The sequence below is a fragment of the Streptomyces sp. NPDC091272 genome, from assembly GCF_044757485.1.
Taxonomy (GTDB): domain Bacteria; phylum Actinomycetota; class Actinomycetes; order Streptomycetales; family Streptomycetaceae; genus Streptomyces.
Genome location: NZ_JBIVVC010000003.1, coordinates 704802 through 727405 on the forward strand (window position 1 = coordinate 704802; position 22604 = coordinate 727405).

18 protein-coding genes, 4 tRNA genes, 1 other RNA gene and 1 pseudogene are annotated in these 22604 nt (G+C 71.8%); 12 read left to right on the forward strand and 12 right to left on the reverse strand.

What is annotated here, in order from left to right; translation table 11 throughout:
- Window positions 1-154: 154 nt before the first annotated feature.
- Window positions 155-886 carry a sensor domain-containing protein gene (locus ACIQM4_RS12485; RefSeq protein WP_401589782.1) on the reverse strand — a complete coding sequence of 244 codons (732 nt, stop codon included), beginning with the start codon at window positions 884-886 and terminating at the stop codon, window positions 155-157.
- 292 nt (window positions 887-1178) lie between these two features.
- Between ACIQM4_RS12485 and ACIQM4_RS12490 the strand changes: the two genes are divergently transcribed.
- On the forward strand, window positions 1179-2327 hold the full coding sequence (locus ACIQM4_RS12490; RefSeq protein ID WP_401589785.1) for an endonuclease NucS domain-containing protein: 1149 nt from the start codon (window positions 1179-1181) through the stop codon (window positions 2325-2327).
- A 382-nt stretch (window positions 2328-2709) separates the two neighbouring features.
- Here ACIQM4_RS12490 and ACIQM4_RS12495 read toward each other — a convergent pair whose 3' ends face one another.
- Both ACIQM4_RS12495 and ACIQM4_RS12500 read right to left on the reverse strand, forming a co-directional pair.
- A complete protein-coding gene (locus tag ACIQM4_RS12495; protein WP_401589788.1) occupies window positions 2710-3117 on the reverse strand; it encodes a PIN domain-containing protein in 408 nt (135 codons plus the stop codon).
- Window positions 3114-3380 carry a hypothetical protein gene (locus ACIQM4_RS12500; protein ID WP_401589791.1) on the reverse strand — a complete coding sequence of 89 codons (267 nt, stop codon included), beginning with the start codon at window positions 3378-3380 and terminating at the stop codon, window positions 3114-3116. Before ACIQM4_RS12500 ends, ACIQM4_RS12495 begins: the two co-directional genes overlap by 4 nt.
- A gap of 334 nt (window positions 3381-3714) precedes the next feature.
- Between ACIQM4_RS12500 and ACIQM4_RS12505 the strand changes: the two genes are divergently transcribed.
- Window positions 3715-4029, forward strand: a complete 315-nt coding sequence (locus ACIQM4_RS12505) for a hypothetical protein (protein ID WP_401589793.1) — start codon at window positions 3715-3717, stop codon at window positions 4027-4029.
- A gap of 71 nt (window positions 4030-4100) precedes the next feature.
- A pseudogene (locus ACIQM4_RS12510) lies at window positions 4101-4247 on the forward strand (flavoprotein); the annotation flags it as partial.
- A gap of 106 nt (window positions 4248-4353) precedes the next feature.
- Here the strand turns inward: ACIQM4_RS12510 and ACIQM4_RS12515 are convergent.
- Window positions 4354-4438 (reverse strand) — tRNA-Ser (locus ACIQM4_RS12515).
- 133 nt (window positions 4439-4571) lie between these two features.
- Between ACIQM4_RS12515 and ffs the strand changes: the two genes are divergently transcribed.
- The 6 genes from ffs to ACIQM4_RS12545 all read left to right on the forward strand — a co-directional run bounded on the left by ffs (window position 4572) and on the right by ACIQM4_RS12545 (window position 14163).
- Window positions 4572-4662: signal recognition particle sRNA small type (gene ffs, locus ACIQM4_RS12520), an RNA gene on the forward strand.
- A 207-nt stretch (window positions 4663-4869) separates the two neighbouring features.
- The gene (locus ACIQM4_RS12525; protein ID WP_401589795.1) at window positions 4870-7269 is read left to right on the forward strand and encodes a DNA polymerase III subunit gamma and tau; all 2400 of its coding nucleotides are present in this window, start codon (window positions 4870-4872) and stop codon (window positions 7267-7269) included.
- 196 nt (window positions 7270-7465) lie between these two features.
- Complete coding sequence (gene purD / locus ACIQM4_RS12530) at window positions 7466-8779, forward strand: phosphoribosylamine--glycine ligase (protein WP_401589798.1); 1314 nt, start codon at window positions 7466-7468, stop codon at window positions 8777-8779.
- Window positions 8780-9556: 777 nt separating this feature from the next.
- The gene (locus tag ACIQM4_RS12535; RefSeq protein WP_401590167.1) at window positions 9557-11347 is read left to right on the forward strand and encodes a hypothetical protein; all 1791 of its coding nucleotides are present in this window, start codon (window positions 9557-9559) and stop codon (window positions 11345-11347) included.
- A gap of 268 nt (window positions 11348-11615) precedes the next feature.
- Entirely contained in the window at window positions 11616-13094 is a 1479-nt protein-coding gene (locus tag ACIQM4_RS12540; protein ID WP_401589801.1) for a N,N-dimethylformamidase beta subunit family domain-containing protein, read from the forward strand.
- 154 nt (window positions 13095-13248) lie between these two features.
- Window positions 13249-14163, forward strand: coding sequence for a phosphoribosylaminoimidazolesuccinocarboxamide synthase (locus ACIQM4_RS12545; protein WP_401589803.1), 915 nt, complete (start codon window positions 13249-13251; stop codon window positions 14161-14163).
- A 50-nt stretch (window positions 14164-14213) separates the two neighbouring features.
- Here the strand turns inward: ACIQM4_RS12545 and ACIQM4_RS12550 are convergent.
- From ACIQM4_RS12550 to ACIQM4_RS12585, 8 genes are all read right to left on the reverse strand, one after another.
- Window positions 14214-14289, reverse strand: a tRNA-Gly gene (locus tag ACIQM4_RS12550).
- Between the two features lie 22 nt (window positions 14290-14311).
- Complete coding sequence (locus tag ACIQM4_RS12555) at window positions 14312-14947, reverse strand: response regulator (RefSeq protein ID WP_401589806.1); 636 nt, start codon at window positions 14945-14947, stop codon at window positions 14312-14314.
- Window positions 14944-16260, reverse strand: a complete 1317-nt coding sequence (locus tag ACIQM4_RS12560; RefSeq protein ID WP_401589809.1) for a sensor histidine kinase — start codon at window positions 16258-16260, stop codon at window positions 14944-14946. The genes ACIQM4_RS12555 and ACIQM4_RS12560 overlap by 4 nt, the downstream gene beginning before the upstream one ends.
- Window positions 16261-16336: 76 nt before the next feature.
- Window positions 16337-17149, reverse strand: coding sequence for an ABC transporter permease (locus ACIQM4_RS12565; RefSeq protein ID WP_401589812.1), 813 nt, complete (start codon window positions 17147-17149; stop codon window positions 16337-16339).
- Window positions 17146-18132 (reverse strand): ABC transporter ATP-binding protein, encoded by a 987-nt coding sequence (locus ACIQM4_RS12570; protein WP_401589815.1) that lies wholly within the window; start codon window positions 18130-18132, stop codon window positions 17146-17148. The genes ACIQM4_RS12565 and ACIQM4_RS12570 overlap by 4 nt, the downstream gene beginning before the upstream one ends.
- Before the next feature lie 194 nt (window positions 18133-18326).
- Window positions 18327-18402 (reverse strand) — tRNA-Gly (locus tag ACIQM4_RS12575).
- Window positions 18403-18489: 87 nt separating this feature from the next.
- Window positions 18490-18561 (reverse strand) — tRNA-Gly (locus ACIQM4_RS12580).
- 140 nt (window positions 18562-18701) lie between these two features.
- Complete coding sequence (locus ACIQM4_RS12585; RefSeq protein WP_401589818.1) at window positions 18702-19019, reverse strand: Lsr2 family protein; 318 nt, start codon at window positions 19017-19019, stop codon at window positions 18702-18704.
- A gap of 345 nt (window positions 19020-19364) precedes the next feature.
- On the opposite strand from ACIQM4_RS12585, the gene purS reads away from it, so the two are divergent.
- From purS to purL, 3 genes are read left to right on the forward strand one after another with little or no spacing between them, the layout of a single operon-like run.
- Entirely contained in the window at window positions 19365-19616 is a 252-nt protein-coding gene (gene purS, locus ACIQM4_RS12590; protein ID WP_401589821.1) for a phosphoribosylformylglycinamidine synthase subunit PurS, read from the forward strand.
- Complete coding sequence (purQ, locus tag ACIQM4_RS12595; RefSeq protein WP_401589823.1) at window positions 19613-20293, forward strand: phosphoribosylformylglycinamidine synthase subunit PurQ; 681 nt, start codon at window positions 19613-19615, stop codon at window positions 20291-20293. The genes purS and purQ overlap by 4 nt, the downstream gene beginning before the upstream one ends.
- A complete protein-coding gene (gene purL / locus ACIQM4_RS12600; protein ID WP_401589826.1) occupies window positions 20290-22539 on the forward strand; it encodes a phosphoribosylformylglycinamidine synthase subunit PurL in 2250 nt (749 codons plus the stop codon). The genes purQ and purL overlap by 4 nt, the downstream gene beginning before the upstream one ends.
- Window positions 22540-22604 lie beyond the last annotated feature (65 nt).

Here is a 22604-nt window from a genome sequence, read left to right on the forward strand (position 1 = left end):
GGGGGCCCCCCGCGCGGGCCGCCCCCCGCGCCGTGGTGTTGCTCAAAACAAAAAAAAACCCCCCCCCCCCCCACCCCCACCGGGGGGGGGGGGGGGGGGCCCCAAAAAACCCCCCCCCCCCCGCCCCGGCCCATGCCCCCCCTGCGCACGCCCCTCACCCGCCCAGCAGCCCCCGCACCGCCGCGCGGTCCACGTTCGTCAGGGCCCGCACCAGCTTCGGCGTGAGGAAGACGATCACCAGGCCGAGCAGCGAGACCGCGGCCAGCTGGAGGGGCGAGGTGATGTCGTACGTGTGGTGGACGCCGCCCGAGGTGAAGTCGTACACGCGGTACCCGGCCCAGCCGTCCACGTACCGCGGGAAGACCCAGTTGTAGGCGGGCAGCAGCGCCACCACCCAGCCCACGGCGAGGAACGTCACCGAGACGACGAAGCTGAACAACCGCCACGGCAACATCACCACCTGGAACAACAGTGCCTGCCAGGCGGCCGTGTCGGAGAGGCGGTGGGCCATCGAACCCCAGAACCCGCCGCGCTTCGGCGCGCCCAGCGGCCCGGGGCCCGTCACCCGCAGCCCGAGTCCGTGCCGTGCCCGCACCCGCTCGGCCGCGCCGAGGCCCCGCGCGCCCGCCAGCATCGCGGCGAACACCGGAAGGCCGAGCAAGGTGACGGCGAGGCCCGCGCCGGCTGCGAACATCGCCACGGCGAAGGCGAACCCGCCGACGGCCACCGGCAACGAGGTGATCGTGTACCCGATCTCCCGGTAGGTCGCTCCGGCGAAGGGCCCTCGTAGGAACCCGGTCCCGGGCGCGCCGGACGCACTCTCGCGGGCGGCCTCGACCTCGTCCTCGTAGCGGTACGGGCGTGGGGCGGTGGTGACGGCGGTCATGGCGGGCCTCGAATCATCGCGGTGGGGACGTCTCACGACGTTCCGTTGTCGACGTGTGGTGCTGGCACCACCCGACGGGGTTCTGACACCGGCAACGATTCCGGAAACGGCGGTCCGGGGGCATGGGGCGGCCCGCCCGATCGATGGTGGTGCCAGCCCCCCGGGCCGGACGCGGGACAACCCTCCACGAGGTGCGCGCAGGTACGGAATCCACCACGAAGTCCCGCGCGGCGGTGCAGGATCGGGGGTGTGGCGTGGTTGCGCCGCACCGGCTCAAGGGGAGGAGCGCAGGGTGCCGTTGGAGTTCGGACTGTGGCGGGTGGACGACAGACCGGTACGGGTCACCACGAGGCCGATGCAGGCGGAGTCGAGACTCGAAGACCTCATCGAGGCCGATCCGGAGATCCTGGGCAGGCCCCTGCTCCTGATCGGCCGGCAGGTGCAGACGGATCACGGCAAGTTCATCGACCTGCTCGGGATGGACGTCGAAGGGGGGTTGCACGTCCTGGAGCTGAAACGGGACCGCACGCCCCGGGAGGTCGTGGCGCAGCTCCTCGACTACGGCTCGTGGGTGCAGGACCTCAGCAACGAGCAGGTACGGGAGATCTACGGGGCGTATGCCCGAAGGCGCGGCCTGGCGGAGGAACTCGACGAGGCGTTCGCGCTGCGCTTCGGCGGCAGCCCGCCGGAGGCGTTGAACAGCGCGCACACCCTGACCGTCGTCGCGAGCGAGATCGACGCGGCCACGGAGCGGATCGTCACCTACCTGGCAGCCGGCTACCAGGTCCCCCTCAACGTGCTGTTCTTCCGCCACTTCGAGGACGAGGGGCGCTCCTACCTGGCCCGCACCTGGCTCATCGACGAGGCCGAGGTGGCGGCGACCCCCGCGGCCGCCAAGGCGCGCGGCAAACAGGAGCCCTGGAACGGCACGGACTGGTACGTCTCGTTCGGCGAGGAGCCCGCGGGCCGCAGCTGGGAGGACGCCCGTCGCCACGGCTTCGTGTCGGCCGGGGGCGGGGACTGGTTCTCCCGGACGCTGCGTGCTCTGCCAATAGGTGCGCGGGTGTTCACCCACATCCCCAAGGTGGGGTACGTAGGGGTGGGCACGGTGTCCGGTGAGCCGCAGCCCTTCGAGGACGCCACGCTCACCGTCGACGGCGAACGCCGCCGACTGGCCGACCTGCCTCTTGAGGGCAGCTACCGCCCCCACGCGGACACGGCCGACGCAGCGGCGGACACGGCCGGCGTCGAGGCGGACACGGCCGGCGCCGAAGCGGGCGAGGACCGCCGCGAATGGGTCGTGCCGGTCCACTGGGAACAAGCGGTCCCACGCCCGAGGGCCCTGTGGCGCACCGGCTTCTTCGCCAACCAGAACTCCGCCTGCAAACTCCGCGCCCGCTTCACGGTCGAAGAGGTCTCCCAGCACTTCGGCATCGACTGAGGCGGCGCGGAAGCCGGAGAACCCGCAGGGCCTCAGCCACGGACACCCCGGGAAACGGGCCGGAGCGCCCGAAGGACTCCGAGGAATCCCGCTGGGGCTGTTGGCCGGACAAAGCAGAAGGCCCGGACCGCCTGAGCGGTCCGAGCCTTCTAGCTGCGGAGGATACGAGATTCGAACTCGTGAGAGGTTGCCCCCAACACGCTTTCCAAATGTTCGTCCGGGGTGCGGGGGCGTACGGGAGCGTCCTGACCTGCGGTGGAGACGGTGACGGTGGGGGTTCCGAACGGTGCTGCACACAGGTGAACGCAACCAGAACTGCAATCACGGATCTGGGCAGCCGGTGCGGTCGACGGCGGCTTCCGTGCGGCGCCACGCGACGGCGTCAGACGTCCCGGATGATGACGCGGTCGCCGCAGAGCTGGGCCCAGTCGTCGCGGTCCGAGGTGATAACCAGGGCAGGGGATGGCGAGCGGAGGGCCATGGCGGCGACCAGAGCATCGATCGCGTACTTGTGGCCGTGCAGTCCGCCGGCGTCGCGCAGCAGGCTGACAGCAACGAGTGCGTCCTCCGGCGCCACAGGCTCCAGCCGCAGGCGGGAGAGGTACCACTGGAGGCGTGGCATGTCGGTCTTGCCGTGCACCGCCTCGACGACAGTCAGCGCCGAGACGCGGACCGGGATACCTGCTCGGCGGGTCGCTTCGATGCGTGCCGTCAGGGCGCGGTCGTGACGGAGGAGGAGGGAGAGCGCCTGGGAGTCCAACACGACCGAGCGGGCGGTCACTTCCCTCATGCTGCGTGCTGTCCCGCGTCGTCGGCGTGGCCGAAGAGTTCTCGGGCTGCGGCTTCGATCTCGGCCTCGGTCAGTGGGCCGTGTTCCGCCTCCTGGGCGGAGACGATTTCCGTCAGGCCGTCCATCTCCATCTGGTGCCGTACCGCGTCGGTGACGTAGGACGACAGGCCGCGCTTGCCCGTCCGCTCGCGGAGAGCCGAGAGCAGATCGGCCGGCAGGGAGACGGATACGTTCTCGGTGTGTCCCGCACGCTGGGTCGACATGCCGCCAATGTAGTACAGGAACTATTACAGCGCCCTGGTGTTCGGAGGAAGTTTGAGTGAGGCCGTACAACGATGAGGCGTACTCCCGATCTGAAGTGCCAGAAGGGTACTTTCCGGGTCATGTTCCGAGCCGCAGGAAAGGTGGACGGGAAGATGGCCTACGGGACATGGGGTGCCGGTGGGAAGCGGACGAATCCCTGTGGCTGACGGGAGCGGTGCCGAGGCGGCGAACCCGGCCGCTGACATTTGCCGTGCCGCCGCCGCTGCGTACAACGCCCCGCTGCTGGAATCCGGGAGCTTCTGCGTGATCCTGGCGACCGGGGACGGGTGTGACTTGATCGTTGCTTGCTCGCCCCATGAAGCGACCCTCTGGCTCGGCCAGCACAAATGGTCCGACTACGAGTGGCGATCCGGCGACGCGGGCGAGCTTGAAGACCTGGCCGAGACTCTGGCCGCGGTCCAGCGGGGCGAGGGCGAACTCCACTTCCGTGCGCATCAACGCCACCTTGTCTACCAGGGTGGCAGGGTAGGACACCAGATCATCGCCCTCGCGCCGTTCACCGACAAGACACTCACCCTCGCGCTCCCCGCCTGGTCGCGTGCCTCGGAGGACGGCTGCGAGGCGACAGCCGGCTACCCAGGCCCGTAGGTGTGGTCCTTCAGCGACTGTGAGTCGATCACGGCCGTCGTCGACTCGGTGTTCCAGCCCCGAAGCCCTTCCTGAACGTCGTGGTCTGCGCGGCCGGGGTCGCCCCCAAAGCCCACCGGCTGATTACCGCCGCGCAGCTGAAGGGCGGGGAAATCAGCGTGGTCGCCACGCCCCAGGGCGGCTTCCTGGACACCGACGCGATCGAGGCCCGTACCGGCTAACCGATGCGTGGACATTGCCCCGCGGTGGAACTGCGACCACGCAACGACGAAGGCCCCGGCCGGCGAACCGGTCGGGGCCTTCGTCTGCCCTGATGGGCGGGTGCGGAGGATACGAGATTCGAACTCGTGAGGGGTTGCCCCCAACACGCTTTCCAAGCGTGCGCCCTAGGCCACTAGGCGAATCCTCCGCCGCAAACAATACAAGACGTTGGGGAGTGCTTGCGACCGTCTTCCCGGGGCGGAGGTGATGCGGGGGGTTCGACGGATCCGCAGGTGGGGCCGGGTCGTTTTTCGGGGAGGGGATCGGCTAGGGTGGGCATCAGCCCCTCACGTGGCGCTATCTGACTGAACTCCCCCAGGGCCGGAAGGCAGCAAGGGTAGGTTGGCTCTGGCGGGTGCGTGGGGGGTCTTTGCGTTCCCGGGGGCAGGTGGGGGACGCGGGGGAGCGGGCCCAGGGGCGGGAGCCGGGGTGCGGGGCCCTCCGCGGATCGGGCGGGGCGGCGGTGGGTGGCTGTGCGAGATTCGCGACCGGTGCGGAGCCCGCCGCGGGATTGGTGCGGAGCCCGCCGCGGGATTGGGGCGGGGCCGGTTGTCGGTGGGTCCCGATAACCTCGTATGTGTGTCGTCCCTTGCGCTCTACCGCCGTTATCGCCCCGAGTCGTTCGCCGAGGTCATCGGGCAGGAGCATGTCACTGCCCCGCTGATGCAGGCCCTGCGGAACAACCGGGTCAACCACGCGTACCTGTTCAGCGGGCCGCGGGGTTGTGGAAAGACGACCAGCGCGCGGATTCTCGCGCGCTGTCTGAACTGTGAGCAGGGGCCGACGCCGACACCGTGCGGCGAGTGCCAGTCCTGCCAGGACCTGGCGAGGAACGGCCGCGGGTCGATCGACGTCATCGAGATCGACGCGGCTTCGCACGGTGGCGTCGACGACGCGCGTGACCTGCGGGAGAAGGCGTTCTTCGGGCCCGCCGGCAGCCGGTACAAGATCTACATCATCGACGAGGCGCACATGGTCACCTCGGCGGGCTTCAACGCCCTGCTGAAGGTGGTCGAGGAGCCGCCGGAGCACCTGAAGTTCATCTTCGCCACCACCGAGCCCGAGAAGGTCATCGGGACGATCCGCTCGCGTACGCACCACTACCCCTTCCGGCTGGTGCCGCCGGGGACGCTTCGCGACTACCTCGGTGAGGTGTGCGGCAAGGAGGAGGCCTCGGTCGAGGAAGGCGTACTGCCCCTGGTGGTGCGGGCGGGAGCCGGGTCCGTGCGTGACTCGATGTCCGTGATGGACCAGCTGCTCGCCGGAGCGGTCGACGACGGTGTGACGTATGCCATGGCGACTGCCCTCCTCGGGTACACGGACGGCTCGCTGCTCGACTCCGTGGTCGACGCCTTCGCCGCCGGTGACGGGGCGGCGGCCTTCGAGGTCGTCGACCGGGTCATCGAGGGCGGCAACGACCCGCGGCGATTCGTCGCGGACCTGCTGGAGCGGTTGCGGGACCTGGTGATCCTCGCGGCCGTGCCCGACGCCGGGGAGAAGGGCCTGATCGACGCCCCCGCCGACGTCGTGGAGCGGATGCAGGCGCAGGCCTCCGTCTTCGGCGCCGCCGAGTTGAGCCGGGCCGCCGACCTGGTCAATTCGGGGCTCACGGAAATGCGTGGGGCCACCTCGCCCCGGCTCCAGCTGGAGCTGATCTGTGCGCGGGTGCTGCTGCCCGCCGCGTTCGACGACGAGCGGTCCGTGCAGGCGAGGCTGGACCGGCTGGAACGCACCGGGGGTAGTGGAGGAGGCGGAGTCGGCGGGTTTGTCCCTGGCGGGGGCATGCAGGGGATGCCGCCCATGGGTTACGTTCCCGGGCCCGACGCGCACGGGGGTGGGATGCCGCAGGCTCCGGTCGCACCCGTTCCGGCCGCACCGGCCGCACCGGTCTCGCCGGCGGGTCCCGGCCATGCCGCTCCGGCCCCGGGGGCCCATGTTCCGGCCGGTACCGGTCCGGATACGCACGCGCCGGCCCCGGCGCATCACGCGCCCGCCGCGCAGGCTCCGGCAGCTCCCGCCCAGGGGGCTCCGGTGTCTCCCGAGTCCCAAGCGCCTCCCGCAGCCCCGCCCGGCGGAGCCCAGCCGCCCGCGGCCCCCGCGCGGCGGCCCGGTGGGTGGCCGACCGCCTCCGCCCCCGGCCAGGGGCGGCCCGAGCCCGCCCCCGTACAGGCGCAGTCACAGGCCCCGGCGGCCGCACCGGCAGGGCCCCCCGCCCAGGGGGCGCCCAGTGCCGCCGCCGCTCAGGGCGCCGCCCAGGTGCAGAACATGTGGCCCGGGATTCTGGAGGCCGTGAAGAACAAGCGCCGCTTCACCTGGATCCTGCTCAGTCAGAACGCCCAGGTCGTCGGCTTCGACGGGACCACCCTCCAGGTCGGCTTCATCAACGCCGGGGCCCGCGACAACTTCGCGAGCAGCGGCAGCGAGGACGTACTGAAGCAGGTTCTCGCCGAGTCCTTCCAGGTGCAGTGGCGGATCGAGTCCGTGCTCGACGCGGGCGGAGGAAACGGCGGCGGTGCGGGTGCGGGGATGCCGCCCGCCGGCCCTCCCGCGGGGTATGGCGGCTTCGGTGGTGGCGGTGGTGGCGGTGGTGGCTTCGGCGGTGGCGCGGGTGCTCCGGCCGCCCCGCGCCCGCCGCAGCCGGCGGCTTCGCAGAGTGGTGGGTTCGGCGGCGGATCAGGTGGCGGGGCCGGGGCCGCCGGTGGTTCCGTACCGCAGGCCGCGCCTCAGCACACTCCCCAGCACTCCCCCCAGCAACAACAGCCTTCCGCGCCGCGTCCGCAGGGGCAGTACCAGGCAGCCGCCGGCCCGTCCGCGTCGGCGCAGCAGCACGGCGCCGCCCCCGACCGCCCGCCGGTCTCCGTCGAGGACGACGTACCGGCGGACGACGATCCGGATCTGGTCGACTCGGCGCTCTCCGGCCACGACCTGATCGTGCGCGAGCTGGGTGCGACCGTGGTCGAGGAGTTCGTCAACGAGTGACGGGTACGAGGGGCGGGTGCCGGGGGGCGGGTACGAGAGGCAGGTGCGGGGCCGCCTGCTGTTCTCCACGCTTGGCCGGGTGGTCGTTCCCGTAGCGCCTTCTTGTAGTAAGGCACAAGGTCGATCCCGGCACCCCGTGGGCGGGAACTCCAACCCGGTGCGGCTCCGCCCCCCGGGCAGGCTCTAGGCTGCACCCGTGAAGGTCCTCGTCATCGGCGGCGGCGCCCGCGAACACGCCCTGTGCCGCTCTCTGTCCCTCGACCCCGGCGTCACCGCCCTCTACTGCGCCCCCGGCAACGCCGGAATCGCGGAAGTGGCGGAGCTGCACCCGGTCGATGCCCTCGACGGGGCCGCCGTGGCGCGCCTCGCCACCGACCTCGACGCCGGTCTCGTCGTCGTGGGGCCGGAGGCCCCGCTCGTCGCGGGTGTCGCCGACGCCGTGCGGAAGGCCGGGATCCCGGTCTTCGGCCCCTCGAAGGAAGCGGCCGAACTGGAAGGGTCCAAGGCGTTCGCCAAGGACGTCATGGCCGCGGCCGGGGTGCCCACCGCCCGCAGCTACGTGTGTACGACACCCGAGGAGATCGACTCGGCGCTGGCCGCCTTCGGCGCTCCGTACGTCGTGAAGGACGACGGCCTCGCGGCCGGCAAGGGCGTCGTGGTGACGGGGGACGTCGAGGAGGCTCGGGCGCACGCGCTGGCCTGCGACCGCGTCGTCATCGAGGAGTTCCTGGACGGCCCCGAGGTCTCGCTCTTCGCGATCACCGACGGGGTGACGGTCCTGCCGTTGCAGCCCGCGCAGGACTTCAAGCGCGCGCTGGACGGCGACGAGGGGCCCAACACCGGTGGCATGGGCGCCTATTCGCCGCTGCCGTGGGCCGACCCCAAGCTCGTCGACGAGGTCATGGAGTCCGTTCTCCAGCCGACCGTCGACGAACTCAGGCGCCGCGGCACCCCGTTCTCCGGGCTGCTGTACGCGGGCCTTGCGATCACGTCGCGCGGCGTGCGCGTCATCGAGTTCAACGCCCGCTTCGGCGACCCGGAGACCCAGGTCGTCCTGGCCCGTCTGCGCACCCCTCTCGCGGGCGTACTGCTCGGCGCCGCCAACGGCACCCTGGACGCCCAGCCGCCGCTGGCCTGGCGGGACGACGCGGCCGTCACCGTCGTCATCGCCTCGCACAACTACCCCGGAACGCCCCGCATGGGCGACCCCGTCGAAGGGCTCGCGGACGTGGTGGCGCAGGACGCCCCCGAGGCGTTCGTCCTCCACGCGGGCACCAGGCAGGACGGCGACGCCGTGCTGAGCGCGGGCGGGCGGGTGCTGTCGGTGACCGCGACGGGCGCCGACCTGACGCAGGCGCGCGAGCGTGCGTACCGCGCGGTGGGGCGGATCCGGCTCGCCGGCTCCCAGCACCGCACCGACATCGCGGCGAAGGCCGCGGCGGACGCGGCGGCGGGCGGGGCAGTGGACGGCGCGGCGGGCGGGGCAGCAGCCGGCGCGGCAGGCGGCTGATCGGACGGGGCCCAGGGCGCACCGACCGTCAGGCAGTCCTCCGGGAGAGCCGGAGCCCGACCCGGGCTCCGGCTCTCCCGTTTGCGGACGTCCCCGGGCTCCCAGCTCCCGGCCCTGGTTCTCGGCTCCCGGCTCCCGGTCCCGGTCCTCGGCTCCCGGCCCCCGAGCCCTCGTGCCCCGGCCCCCCCGTACCCCGGCCGGTGCCTCACCCACGCCCCTCACCCCCGTACAGGGCACCCACCCCCCCGCACCCTGGGGCGCGCGCTCCGGTGTCGTACGCCGATCCCGGCTTTGCGCGGGAAGCCAGCACCTTTACCCAAAGCCATTCCATCGAGTGACGGCTCCGCCATCCGCATGACTGGTGCCGATGCCCCAACTAGGGTGCCGCGAAGGCGTTCCGGCACTTGGCCCACCGACATTGCGATGTCAGTGGCGGGTGCCACAGTGGGGGAGTGAGCAACCCATTCGTCGGCGAGCAGGGCAGAGGGGGTGAATCCGGTCGTGTCCGGTGTGTCTGATTCCGGTGCCAGTTCCCATGGCCCCGATTCTCGGTCCGGTTCTTCAGGTTCCGGTGGCTCGGGTGCGTCGCGTGCCTCGGGTGTTCTGGGTACGGAGCAGGGTGCGCAGGCCGCGCGGGAGCGTGCGCTCGCCGTGCTGAGGGTGCGCGGCCGGGCGGTGTCCGTGGCCCTGCTGCCGGCGGCCGTCGCCGTCGTGCTCCTGGTCGGGGGCGCGACCGGACGGCTCGCGGGCGCCGGCTGGGACGCGGCCCGCTGGGCGGTGTGCGGACTCGCGCTCGTCGTGCTGGCGGCCGGTCTGCTGGTGGCGGCCGTCGTCACCCGGGCCAGGCCCGCGGTGACGCCCACGGTGGAGCTCTCCGAGGCCACCGCGCCCGACCTCTACCGTCTGGTCCGGGACCTGGCCGTGCGGCTCGACGTGCCCGCGCCGTCCGCGATAGCGCTGACCCCGGACTGCGACAGCTGGCTGGAGGACCGCTCGCACGCGGCCGTCCGCGCGGCAGCCGGCCCCAAGCACGAAAGCGCCACGCGCCAGGGAGCCAAGCGCGAAGGCCCCAAGCGCGAAGGCCCCCAGGGCCGGAGCCCGGACGCGGCCGTCCGCACGGCGGCCCGCCCCGGGCCGGAGCCCGACGGGTCCATACGCACCGGCCCCACCGTCCCGGCGACCGGCCCCGCCGTCCCGGCGACCGGCCCCGCCGTCCCGGCGACCGGCCCCACCGTCCCGGCGACCGGCCCCACCGCCCCGGCGACTCCCACCACTCCGGCAGTCGGGCCCACCGCCGCGCAGCCCGGACCCACCGCCCCCGTCCTGGTCATCGGCTCGCCCTTCCTGTGGTGGATGCGCGTGGCCGAGTTGCGTGCCGTCCTCGCCCCCGTCGTCGCCGGTACGGGCCCCTCCGCGCATCCCGACATAGCCGCCGCCCGCCGTTTCGTACGGGGCCTGGACGCGGCCGTCGCGGTCGCCGCCAAGCCGGGGCAGGGGCCCGCGGCGAGGATTCGCCGGATCGCGCTGGCGCCCCTCGGCCGGATCTCCCGGATCCTCCTGGCGGCCTGCCGCGAGCACATCACCCAGTTGGAGCGGGGCGTTGCCGCCGCCGCGTCCGAGCGCGCGCAGGCCGTGGACTACGGACTGCGGATCGTCGCCCAGGAGCAGGTCGGCCTCGCCTACGCGGGCTGGGACCGGCTGCTGACCCGGGTCGCGCTGCCGGCCTGGCGGATGGGGCGCTGGCCCTCCCGGCTGGACGCCGGCGTGGTGTCCGCCCTCACCGAGCTCTCCCGTCGCGATCGCCTCGCCGACGGGTTCGCCACCCGGCTCGGCGAGCGTCCCGCCTGTGACCTCCTGGAGGAGCCGGGCACGATCGACGAGGCCACCTCCCTGCTGGCCGCCCGGCTCTTCCACGGCGGCCCCGCGACCCCCGGCCCCGACTGGTCACCGGTCGACTGGCAGACCTATCCCGAAGAGGTCGTCGACCGGAAGTGGCGCACCGAGGCGGCCCGGCTGCACCGCGTCCTCGACACGCTCGGTGTCCGCCGCTCCGGCGGCGACCGTACGGGCCCCACCCTGGCCCGCGTCATGGACCACCTCGCCGCCGAGGCCGTGGCCCACACCGGTGCGCCGGGGCCGGACGACGGACGCAGCGACGAGGAGCGCACCGACGCCCTCGCCGCCGGTATCACCGCCGAGGCCGCCCGCGAGGAGGCCGCAACCCCGCCGCCCGCGCCGGTCCTGCTCGGCGACGGCCAGGAGTTCCTCGACGGCGGTTCCTGGGGCGGCGACCCGCTGCCGGTCTTTCCCATACAGCCGCCGCGCACCGGCCGTGACCTGCTCGCCGACCACGTCACCGCGATGGTCTGCTGCGCCGCGGTCGACACGGCGGGCGCGGCTCCCGGCCTGGACTGGCTGGACGGACCCGCCCTGCTCGTCGAGGGTGAGCGCCGCAGCGACCTCACGGGGCCGGTTCTCAGCCTCGTCGAGGACGGCGACCCCGCCCCGCTGCGCGGATGGCTGGCGGCGGTCGGCGTGCGGCCGGAAAAGCCCGTACGGCTGGTATGAGCCCCCGCGCCCGGAAGTACGCCGCCGCGCGGGTCCGTTCGCCGCGTTCGCCGCTCCGCGGGCCCGTACGCCCCCCGGTCCGGCGGCTGGCGCAGAACCGCCGCGAGGTCCCACGAACGGAGTACGAGGTTCCGTTTCACGCCAATTCGCGACGAACGGTGACGGAGTGCGTGCGTTATGTGATGTGCTGGGGTCCTGAAGCTGACAGCCGGTGCACCACTGTTGGTCCGGACGACCGCTGAGTCTCGGGCCGAGGGAGGGGAGTGACGTGGGGGTGGAGCAGATTCGCTGGGATTCGGGGGCGCTCGCGCACGCCGTCTCGGACCCCTTCGGCCAGGGCCCGCTGCCCTGGCTGCGCGGCGGCGACCAGTATCTCGACGCGGACGGCACGGTCGTCCCCTGGTACGCGGAGCTGGATCCGGCCACCGGCGCCAAGGTCCCGCCGCCCCGCCGCACCTCCGGGCCCCGCGTGGCCGACGACGTGAACTGCCAGATCAAGGGCTTCACCTCGTCCGGCTCCGTCTCACCCGGCGGCTCCGTCGACTTCCACGTCACGGTCAACCCGCCGCAGGAGTTCTCCGCGTACGTCTACCGGATCGGCCACTACAGCGGCGCCGGCGCCCTCAAGGTCGACACCAGTCCCCGGCTCTCCGGCATCGTCCAGCCCGCCCCGCTGACCGCCGACCGCACGGTCTCCTGCCACCACTGGTGGCAGTCCTGGCGTCTGCAGATCCCCGAGTACTGGAGCCTAGGCGCCTATGTCGCCGTGCTGACCAGCGCCGACGGGCACCGCACCCACGTCCCGTTCACGGTGCGCGACGACCGCCCTGCCGACTACCTGCTGCTCCTGCCCGACATCACCTGGCAGGCCTACAACCTCTACCCGGAGGACGGCCGCACCGGGGCCAGCCTCTACCACGCCTGGGACGAGGAGGGCCGGCTGCTCGGCGAGGAGGACGCCGCCACCACCGTCTCCTTCGACCGGCCGTTCGCGGGCCAGGGCCTGCCCCTGCACGTCGGGCACGCCTACGACTTCATCCGCTGGGCCGAGCGCTACGGCTACGACCTGGCCTACGCGGACGCCCGCGACCTGCACGCCGGCCGCATCGACACCTCCCGCTACCGCGGGCTGATCTTCCCCGGCCACGACGAGTACTGGTCGGTCCCCATGCGCAAGGCCGCCGAGCGCGCCCGGGACCAGGGCACCTCCCTGGTCTTCCTGTCGGCGAACACCATGTACTGGCAGGTCGACCTGGGCCCCGCCCCCTCCGGCGCCCCCGACCGCCTGCTGACCTGCCTCAAGCGCCGCGGCCACGGCAGGACCGCACTGTGGCGCGAGGCGGGCCGCCCCGAGCAGCAGCTGCTGGGGATCCAGTACGCGGGAAGGGTCCCCGAGCCGAGCCCTCTCGTCGTGCGCAACGCCGAGCACTGGCTGTGGGAGGGCACCGGGGCCGGCGAGGGCGACGAGATCGAGGGCCTGGTGGCGGGCGAGGCAGACCGGTACTTCCCGCGCACCGCGCTGCCCGAGCACCGGGGCCGCATCCTGCTCGCCCACTCCCCCTACCGGGACGGCGAGGGCGCCCTGCGCCACCAGGAGACCTCCCTCTACCGCGCCCCCGGCGGAGCCCTCGTCTTCGCCTCCGGCACCTTCGCCTGGTCACCGGCGCTGGATCGCCCGGGCCATGTCGACCCCCGCATCCAGAAGGCGACGGCGAACCTCCTGGACCGCATCGTCAAGGGCACCTGAGACCCCACCGGGGACGCTGCCGGGGCCCTCCCGCGCGCCCCCGCCCAGCACGCCCGCACCACCCCGTCCGCGCGCCCCGGCCACCCTGACCGGGGACTTCCCCCGTGCGTGCGGGAGAATTGACCGCGATAGGCCATAACCACGGGGAGGAACCGTGTCCGGATTCGTAGTAAAGCCCGAGCCCCAGCAGGTGCCGGGCCTGGTGCATCTGCACACCGGCAAGGTGCGCGACCTGTACCAGAACGAGGCGGGCGACCTCGTGATGGTCGCCAGCGACCGCACCAGCGCCTTCGACTGGGTGCTGCCCACCGACATTCCCGACAAGGGGCGGATCCTCACCCAGCTCTCACTGTGGTGGTTCGACCAGCTCGCCGACCTGATCCCCAACCACGTCCTGTCGACGGAACTGCCGGCCGGCGCCCCCGCCGACTGGGCGGGCCGCACCCTGGTGTGCAAGTCGCTGCGGATGGTCCCGGTCGAGTGCGTCGCCCGCGGTTATCTGACCGGCTCGGGCCTGGTCGAGTACCAGGACACCCGCACGGTCTGCGGGCTCGCCCTGCCCGAGGGCCTGGTGAACGGCTCCGAGCTGCCCGCGCCGATCTTCACGCCCGCCACCAAGGCCGCCGTCGGCGACCACGACGAGAACGTGAGCTACGAGGAAGTGGCCCGCGACGTCGGCGCGGAGACCGCGGCCCAGCTCCGCCAGTCCACCCTCGCGGTCTACGGCAGGGCCCGGGACATCGCGCGCGACCGGGGCATCATCCTCGCGGACACCAAGTTCGAGTTCGGGTACGAGTCGGTGGAGGGCGGTGAGGACCGCCTGGTCATCGCCGACGAGGTGCTCACCCCGGACTCCTCGCGCTTCTGGCCGGCCGACGACTGGGAGCCAGGCCGGGCGCAGCAGTCCTTCGACAAGCAGTTCATCCGGAACTGGCTGACGTCCGCGGCCTCCGGCTGGGACCCGAAGTCGGAGAACCCGCCGCCGGCGCTCCCGCAGGAGATCGTCGACGCCTCCCGGGCGAAGTACGTCGAGGCGTACGAGCGGCTGACCGGCCAGAGCTGGTCCTGACGGCCACGCAGAAGGCCCCGGTCGCGATGACCGGGGCCTTCTGTTTCCACTGGAGCGGACGACCAGGTTCGAACTGGCGACCTCAACCTTGGCAAGGTTGCGCTCTACCAACTGAGCTACGTCCGCAAGCGCCGTGGCGCGAGGCCAACTATACCCAACCTCGCTCCCGGGCGAGACGCACTGCCGCATGACGGTTCTCGGCCCCCAGCTTGGAGACCGCCGACGACAGGTAGTTCCGTACGGTTCCCTGGCTCAGTGCGGCCCGCTCGGCGATCTCCGCGACGGGTGCCCCGTGCGCCGCGAGCTCCAGCACCTCGGCCTCGCGCACGGTCAGCGGCGAGTCCCCGGCGGCGATCGCGTCGGCCGCCAACTCCGGGTCCACATAACGGTTTCCGGCCCGTACGGTACGGATGATCTCCGCGAGGCGCTGGGCGCTGACGGTCTTCGGCACGAAGCCGCGCACGCCCGCCGCGAGCGCCCGCTTCAGGTGCCCCGGCAGCCCGTGACTGGTCACGATCAAGGTCCGGCAGTCCGGCAGCGCGGTCCGCAGCGATGTGGCCACCGCCACACCGTCGAGCCCCGGCATCTGCAGATCGAGCACCGCCACGTCCGGCCGGTGCTGGAGCGCCATCGCGAGCGCCTCGGGCCCGGTGGCCGCCTCCGCGACCACTTCGAGGTCGTCCTCCAGCGCGAGCAGCGCGGCCAGCGCCCCCCTGATCAGGTGCTCGTCGTCGGCGAGCAGGACGCGCACGGCGGCGGAGGTGAGGGGCGGGTCGACAGTCATGCGGCGTCCGCCCCCGTCCGGGTGGATCCGGCCGGTTCGTTGGTCATGTTCTCAATTCCCTCGTGTGCGGGGCCTGTCGGCCCGCCCGGAGTGCTCAGTGGAACCTGTGCCGTCACGCGGAACGTGCCCCCGCCGCTCTCTCCCGCGCTCAGCGTGCCGCCCACCGCGGCCAGCCGCTCCCGCAGACCGGCCAGGCCCGACCCGGGCGGACCGGACGCACCGACGGCGCCCGCCGTGGGCGTGCCGTCGTTCTCGACGACGAGGACCGCGCGGTCCCCGTCCGAGGTCAGCCGCAGGGAGCAGCTCTTCGGATTGCCGTGCCGCAGGACGTTGGTGGTCGTCTCGCGGACCACCCAGCCGAGCGCGGACTGCACCCCGGGGGACAGATCCGTACCGAGCGCGTCGTCCACCCGGCAGCTGATCCCGGCGGCTGCCAGCACCCCGCGTGCGCCCTCGATCTCGCTGCGCAGGTCGGCCTGCCGGTAACCGCGTACGACCTCGCGCACCTCGCGCTGCGACTCCTGGGCGATCCGCTGCACCTCGGCCATCTGCTCGGCCGCCTCGGGCCTGCCGCGTCGGGCGAGCTGGACCGCGAGCTCGCTCTTGAGCGCGATGACGGCGAGGTTGCGGCCCATCACGTCGTGCAGGTCCCGGCCGAACCGCAGCCGCTCCTCGGCGACGGCGAGGCGGGCCTCGGTGTCCCGGGCCCGGTCGAGCTCCCAGATCGTCGCCATGTACCAGAGCGAGGAGCGGAAGGCGCCCAGTCCGTAGACGCCCGCCAGTCCGATCGAGAAGCCGGTGGCCACGGCGAGGGAGGTGTGGTGCGTGGTGGCCTCCACGACGACGCCCGTCACGATCGCCGCCGCCGCGGTCGCCGCGGTCAGCCGTCGGGGCGTCGACAGGGCGCACACGGAGATCGAGGACGGGCTGAGACCGAACATGAGGAGCAGGACCAGGCTCGAACCGTCGTCCCCGGCAGCCGCCAGACCGCCGGTCGCCTGGAGCGTCACGGTCAGGGCGGCGAAGGCGGCGCCGAGCACCACGGAGACGGTGGCGGTCCGCCAGGGGGCGGGCGCCCCGTCCAGGCGGTGGGCGATGCCGCGCCGGACGGCGTGCATCGAGAGCACGGTCTGCACCACGGCAAGAGCCGTCAGGCCCTGCGCCATCGCCACCGGCCCCGGCTCCCTGACCAGGTGGGTGGGGAAGGGGCTCAGCACGCCGAGACACATGAACCAGGGCAGTGCGTACACCGTGATCCGCATGTACAGGTCCATCTTGGCGGCCCGCCCGCGAACCTGCCAGAAAGCCTTCATGCCCGTATCTCCTCCTGGGAACCGGCTGCTGCCCGGAGCGCGTCGGCGCTCCGGGCAGTGCTGCCGGACACCGGCCCTAGCGCCGCGGCTCCCAGCGGAACCGCTTCTTGACCGTGAACACCGACAGTACGATCCAGGCGGCCGCGACGGCCACGGCTCCCAGCGCGCCGGGCCAGGTCAGGCTGCCGGTCCAGCCGCCCCGCAGCAGCTCCACCACCGGGGAGAGCGGCAGCAGTTCCAGGACCGAGGCGACGGGGTCCGGGAAGACCTCCAGCGGTACGACGACCCCGGAGCCCGCCATCGAGATCAGCATCACCGGTGTGATCGTGAGCTGCGAGCTCTCCACCGACTTGGTGAAGGCGGCAGTGGCGGCCGCGAGGACCGTGGCCACCGCGACCCCGAGCACCATGCCCACCGCGACGAACAGCACGTTGGCGGGCATCTCCACGTCCAGTACCAGCGCCCCCGCCACCATCAGCACCACGCACTGCACCAGCCCGGCCGCCAGCGCGGCGATCGAGGTGCCGGCCAGGATCTCCAGGTCACCCGGCTCGCCGGTGCGCAGCCGCTTGAGCACCAGCTCCTCGCGGCGGGTGACGAAGGTGCCGACCAGGGTGGTGTAGATCCCGAAGATCAGGACGAAGGCGACCGCCGCCGGAATCAGCATCGCGCCGATCGACAGGCCCATCTTCCCCAGGTCCATGCTCCTGGTGGCCGTGCTGGTGGAGAAGGTCAGGGCGATCGGCATCACCAGCAGCATGATCAGTCCGGCCTTCTGCCGGGCCAGCAGGGTGAGTTCGGCCCGTGCCAGCGCCCTCAGCCGGCCGGTGACCGTGCTGCGCGGCCCGGCGGCCGTGCCGGGCCCTGCGTGCGTCAGTGTGCCGCTCATCGCGCCGCCACCTCGTCCCTCGTCGTGTTCGTGGCGGCCGGCACCGCGGCCGCCGACTCCTTGGCCTCCCGTGCGATGTGCAGGAAGGCCTCCTCCAGCGAGGCGGACCGCACGTCGAGCCCGCGCAGCTCGACGCCCACGCCCTGGGCCCAGACCAGCAGCCCGGTGGCGGCCCGCTGCAGGGCGGGGGTCGTCAACTGGACGGTGCGGCCGGTCAGCCGGTGTTCGGTGACACCCAACTGGCCCAGCGGGGGCAGGTCCCCCAGGTGGTAACCGGCGGGCAGCTCGAAGCTGATCCGGGACGGATGCGCGGCCACCACCTCGTCCACCCGCCCCTCGGCGGCGATCCGGCCCTCGTGCATGATCGCCAGCCGGTCGGCCAGCTCCTCGGCCTCTTCGAGGTAGTGCGTGGTCAGCAGTACGGTCGTGCCCTGCTCGCGCAGCTCCCGCACCAACTCCCAGGTCTCCCGCCGCCCTTCGGCGTCGAGACCGGTGGTCGGCTCGTCCAGGAAGAGGACCTCCGGCCGGCCGAGCACCGCCATCGCGAGGTCGAGCCGCCGCCGTTCACCTCCGGACAGCTGGACGACCCGTACCGCGTGGCGCTTGCCGAGCCCCACCAGCTCCAGCGCCTCGCCGACCGGGCGCGCACCGCTCGTGCACCCCGACCACATCCGGGCCGTCTCCAGCACCGTCAACTGCGAGGGGAAACCGCCCTCCTGGAGCATGACGCCCACCCGGGGGCGCACCTTCGCCCGCTCGACGTGCGGGTCGTGGCCCAGCACCCGTACGGATCCGCCGGTCGGCGCGGCCAGTCCCTCCAGCAGTTCCAGCGTGGAGGTCTTGCCCGCCCCGTTGGTGCCCAGGAGCGCGAAGAGTTCGCCGCGCGCCACCGAGAAGGAGACGGAACGGACGGCTTCGAAGCCCCCGGTGTACGTCCGCCGGAGCCCCTCGACGTCGATCACAAGCTCTGCGTTGGTGGTCATGTCTTCAAGACTCCCGTCGGCCGGGGGCCGGCGGCAGTGCGCGCTGTCATCGCCCCCGATGACAAATGTCATCGGCCCACGGCACAGACGGAAGGCCCCGGCGCGACGACCGGGCACACGCGGAAGGCCCGGTGAGCGCGACCGGGCACACGCAGAAGGCCCCGGTCGCGATGACCGGGGCCTTCTGTTTCCACTGGAGCGGACGACCAGGTTCGAACTGGCGACCTCAACCTTGGCAAGGTTGCGCTCTACCAACTGAGCTACGTCCGCAAGGTACTGCTGGGGGGTACTTCTCGGTGGTGCGGCATCACCCTACCCGATCCGCCGGGGTGGCCGGTAATCGGTGGAGCGATGCAGAGCGGGTGACAGGAATTGCACACTGCGCCTTCCTCCTGGAAGGAGGATGTTCTACTACTGAACTACACCCGCACGCTGCTTGGGGCGGGCCTTGCGGCCTTGCCCTTCGGCGTGCTCCAGACTTTAGCCCAGGTACCTGGGTCTGATGCAAATCGGTTCCCGGCCGGTCGCGCGGAGACCCGCGGCGGAGCGGCCGGGAACCTGCCGCTCCGTCAGGAGGCCTCGGCGAACGCCTCGTAGACCTTCTTCGGGATCCGCCCCCTGGCCGGCACCTCCATCCGGTGCGACCGCGCCCAGGCGCGCACCGCGGCGGGGTCCGGGGCCACGGAGGTGTGCCGGTACGCCTTGCCCGACTTCGCGTGCTTTCGGCCCGCTGTCACGTACGGCTTCAGGGCCGTGCGCAGTTTCTTTGCATTGGCGGGATTGAGGTCGATCTCGTACGACTTCCCGTCGAGGCCGAAGGTCACCGTTTCCGCCGCTTCTCCTCCGTCGATGTCGTCGGAGAGCGTGACCACTACGCGTTGAGCCACGGATATCGGTCCTTCCTGGTGGGCGTGTACCGGCTTGAGTATCGATGTCACCGCGCTGACGTGCGGCGATGCCGCGATTCCGGCTGTTTTGAAGTCGCTCTGGAGCAATACTGCTTTCCCTTGTATTCCTTTGTACAGGGGGAGGCATTGCATTGTGAAGCCCAGTCAATTCCGTCAGCGTGTCCGAGGGCAATGCGGGGCCCCTCTTTTTTCCCTGATTTTTCCTCGCGTTGTCGGCGCCGATACCGGAACGTGATGGCCGGCCAGCATATCTACCCGCGTAGAATTTCTGGGCGGGTACGCTGGTGAAACCGCCTTAAGCACCACACCACACCGGGAGTGCCAGTGGCACGCGTCGTAGTCGACGTCATGCTCAAGCCCGAGATTCTCGACCCGCAGGGACAGGCGGTGCAGCGTGCACTGCCCCGTCTCGGCTTCAAGGGAATCGCGGACGTCCGCCAGGGGAAGCGTTTCGAGCTGGAGGTGGAGGGACCGGTCGACGCCGCCGCCCTCGCCCGCATCCACGAGATGGCCGAAACGTTCCTCGCCAACACCGTCATCGAGGACTTCACCGTGAAGGTGGAGGACGAGAAGTGACGGCTCGCATCGGAGTCGTCACCTTCCCCGGCACGCTCGACGACCAGGACGCGCTGCGCGCCGTCCGCCTCGCGGGCGCCGAGCCGGTGTCCCTGTGGCACCGCGACAAGGACCTCCACCAGGTCGACGCGGTCGTCCTCGCCGGAGGGTTCTCCTACGGCGACTACCTGCGGGCCGGCGCCATCTCGCGCTTCTCGCCGGTGATGGACACGCTCATCGAGCAGGCCAAGGACGGCCTGCCGGTCCTCGGCATCTGCAACGGCTTCCAGATCCTCACCGAGGCCCATCTGCTGCCCGGCGCGATGCTCCGCAACAACCACCTGCACTTCATCTGCCGCGAGCAGAAGCTGCGGGTGGAGAACGCGCGGACCGCCTGGTCGCTCGATTACGAGCAGGGCCAGGAGATCTCCGTACCGCTGAAGAACATGGACGGGCGGTACGTCGCCGACGAGCGCACGCTCGACGAGCTGGAGGCGGAGGGCCGGGTGGCGTTCCGCTACCTCGACGGCAACCCCAACGGCTCGCTCCGGGACATCGCCGGCATCACCAACGCGGCGGGCAACGTCGTCGGCCTGATGCCGCACCCCGAGCACGCCGTCGAGCCGCTGGTCGGCACGGGCCGTACCGACGGGCTCGGATTCTTCACCTCGATCCTGAAGAAGCTGGTCAACGCATGAGCCTTGACACGGTCAAGCACGCTGCCTCGACGCCCGACGTCGAGCAGCCCTGGAAGGAACTCGGCCTCAAGGAGGACGAGTACGCCCGGATCCGCGAGATCCTCGGCCGCCGTCCCACCGGCGCCGAGCTCGCCATGTACTCCGTGATGTGGTCCGAGCACTGCTCGTACAAGAGCAGCAAGGTCCACCTCAAGCAGTTCGGCGAGAAGGTCCCGGAGAACGACGCCATGCTCGTCGGCATCGGCGAGAACGCCGGTGTCGTCGACGTGGGCCAGGGTTACGCGGTCACCTTCAAGGTCGAGTCGCACAACCACCCCTCGTACATCGAGCCCTACCAGGGCGCGGCCACCGGCGTCGGCGGGATCGTCCGCGACATCCTCGCCATGGGCGCCCGCCCGGTCGCGGTCGTCGACCCGCTCAGGTTCGGTGCGGCCGACCACCCGGACACCAAGCGGGTGCTGCCGGGCGTGGTCGCCGGAATCGGCGGTTACGGAAACTGTCTCGGCCTGCCGAACATCGGCGGCGAGGTCGTCTTCGACGCCTGTTACCAGGGCAACCCGCTGGTCAACGCCGGTTGCATCGGCGTGATGAAGCACGAGGACATCCACCTCGCGAAGGCGTCGGGCACCGGCAACAAGGTCATCCTGTACGGCGCCCGCACCGGTGGCGACGGCATCGGCGGCGTCTCGGTCCTCGCGTCCGAGACCTTCGACGACACGAAGCCGACCAAGCGTCCCGCGGTCCAGGTCGGCGACCCCTTCCAGGAGAAGCTCCTCATCGAGTGCACCCTGGAGATCTTCGCGGAGAAGCTGGTCGACGGCATCCAGGACCTCGGCGGGGCCGGACTCTCCTGCGCCACGTCCGAGCTGGCCTCGGCCGGTTCCGGCGGTATGCGGGTCGAGCTGGACACCGTGCCGCTGCGTGACTCCTCCCTCTCGCCCGAGGAAATCCTCATGAGCGAGTCGCAGGAGAGGATGTGCGCGATCGTCGAGCCGCAGCACGTCGGCCGCTTCCTGGAGATCTGCGAGAAGTGGGACGTCATCGCCACCGTCATCGGTGAGGTGACCGAGGGCTCCCAGCTGGAGATCTTCTGGCACGGCGAGCAGATCGTGGACGTGCCGCCGCGCACCGTCGCCCACGAGGGCCCGGTGTACGAGCGCCCCTACGCCAGGCCCTCCTGGCAGGACGCCCTCCAGGCGGACGACGCCAACCGGCTGGCTCGTCCGGCCGACGGTGACGCGCTGCGCGAGCAGGTCCTCCAGCTGGTCGCCTCGCCCAACCAGGCCTCCAAGGCGTGGATCACGGAGCAGTACGACCGCTTCGTGCAGGGCAACACCGTGCTCGCCATGCCGGAGGACGCGGGCATGGTGCGCATCGACGCCGAGACCGGTCTCGGCGTGACCATGGCCACCGACGGCAACGGTCGCTACGCCAAGCTCGACCCGTACGCGGGCGCCCAGCTCGCGCTCGCCGAGTCGTACCGCAACGTGGCGACCACGGGCGCCAAGCCGCTCGCGATCTCCAACTGCCTCAACTTCGGCTCCCCCGAGGACCCGGACGTGATGTGGCAGTTCGCGGAGGCCACCCGCGGTCTCGCGGACGGCTGCCTGGCACTGGGAACCCCGGTCACCGGCGGCAACGTCTCGCTCTACAACCAGACCGGCGGGACCGCCATCCACCCGACGCCCGTCGTCGCGGTTCTCGGTGTCATCGACGACGTCTCGCGGCGTACGCCGATGGCGTTCGCCGAGGAGGGCCAGCTGCTCTACCTCCTCGGTGACACGCACGAGGAGTTCGGCGGCTCGGCGTGGTCGGAGGTGGTGCACGGCCACCTCGGCGGCCTGCCGCCCAAGGTCGACCTGGCGCGCGAGAAGCTGCTGGGCGAGATCCTGATCTCGGCCTCGCGCGACGGCATGGTCGACGCCGCCCACGACCTCTCCGACGGCGGTCTGATCCAGGCCGTGACCGAGTCCTGCCTGCGCGGCGGGAAGGGCGCACGGCTGGTGGTGCCGGACGGCACCGACCCGTTCGTCTTCCTCTTCTCGGAGTCGGCGGGCCGTGCGGCCGTGTCCGTCCCGCGCAGCGAGGAACTCCGCTTCAACGACATGTGCGGGGCGCGCGGTCTGCCCGTCGTCCGCATCGGTGTCGTGGACGGTGACGAGATCGAGGTCCAGGGCCAGTTCAGCATTCCGCTGAGCGAGCTGCGGACGGCTCACGAGGCGACGATTCCGGGCCTGCTGGCCTGAGCGGACCCTGGCGTCCCGCCCGTACGCGGTGGCCGCGGCCCCGTCCGGACATTTCCGGACGGGGC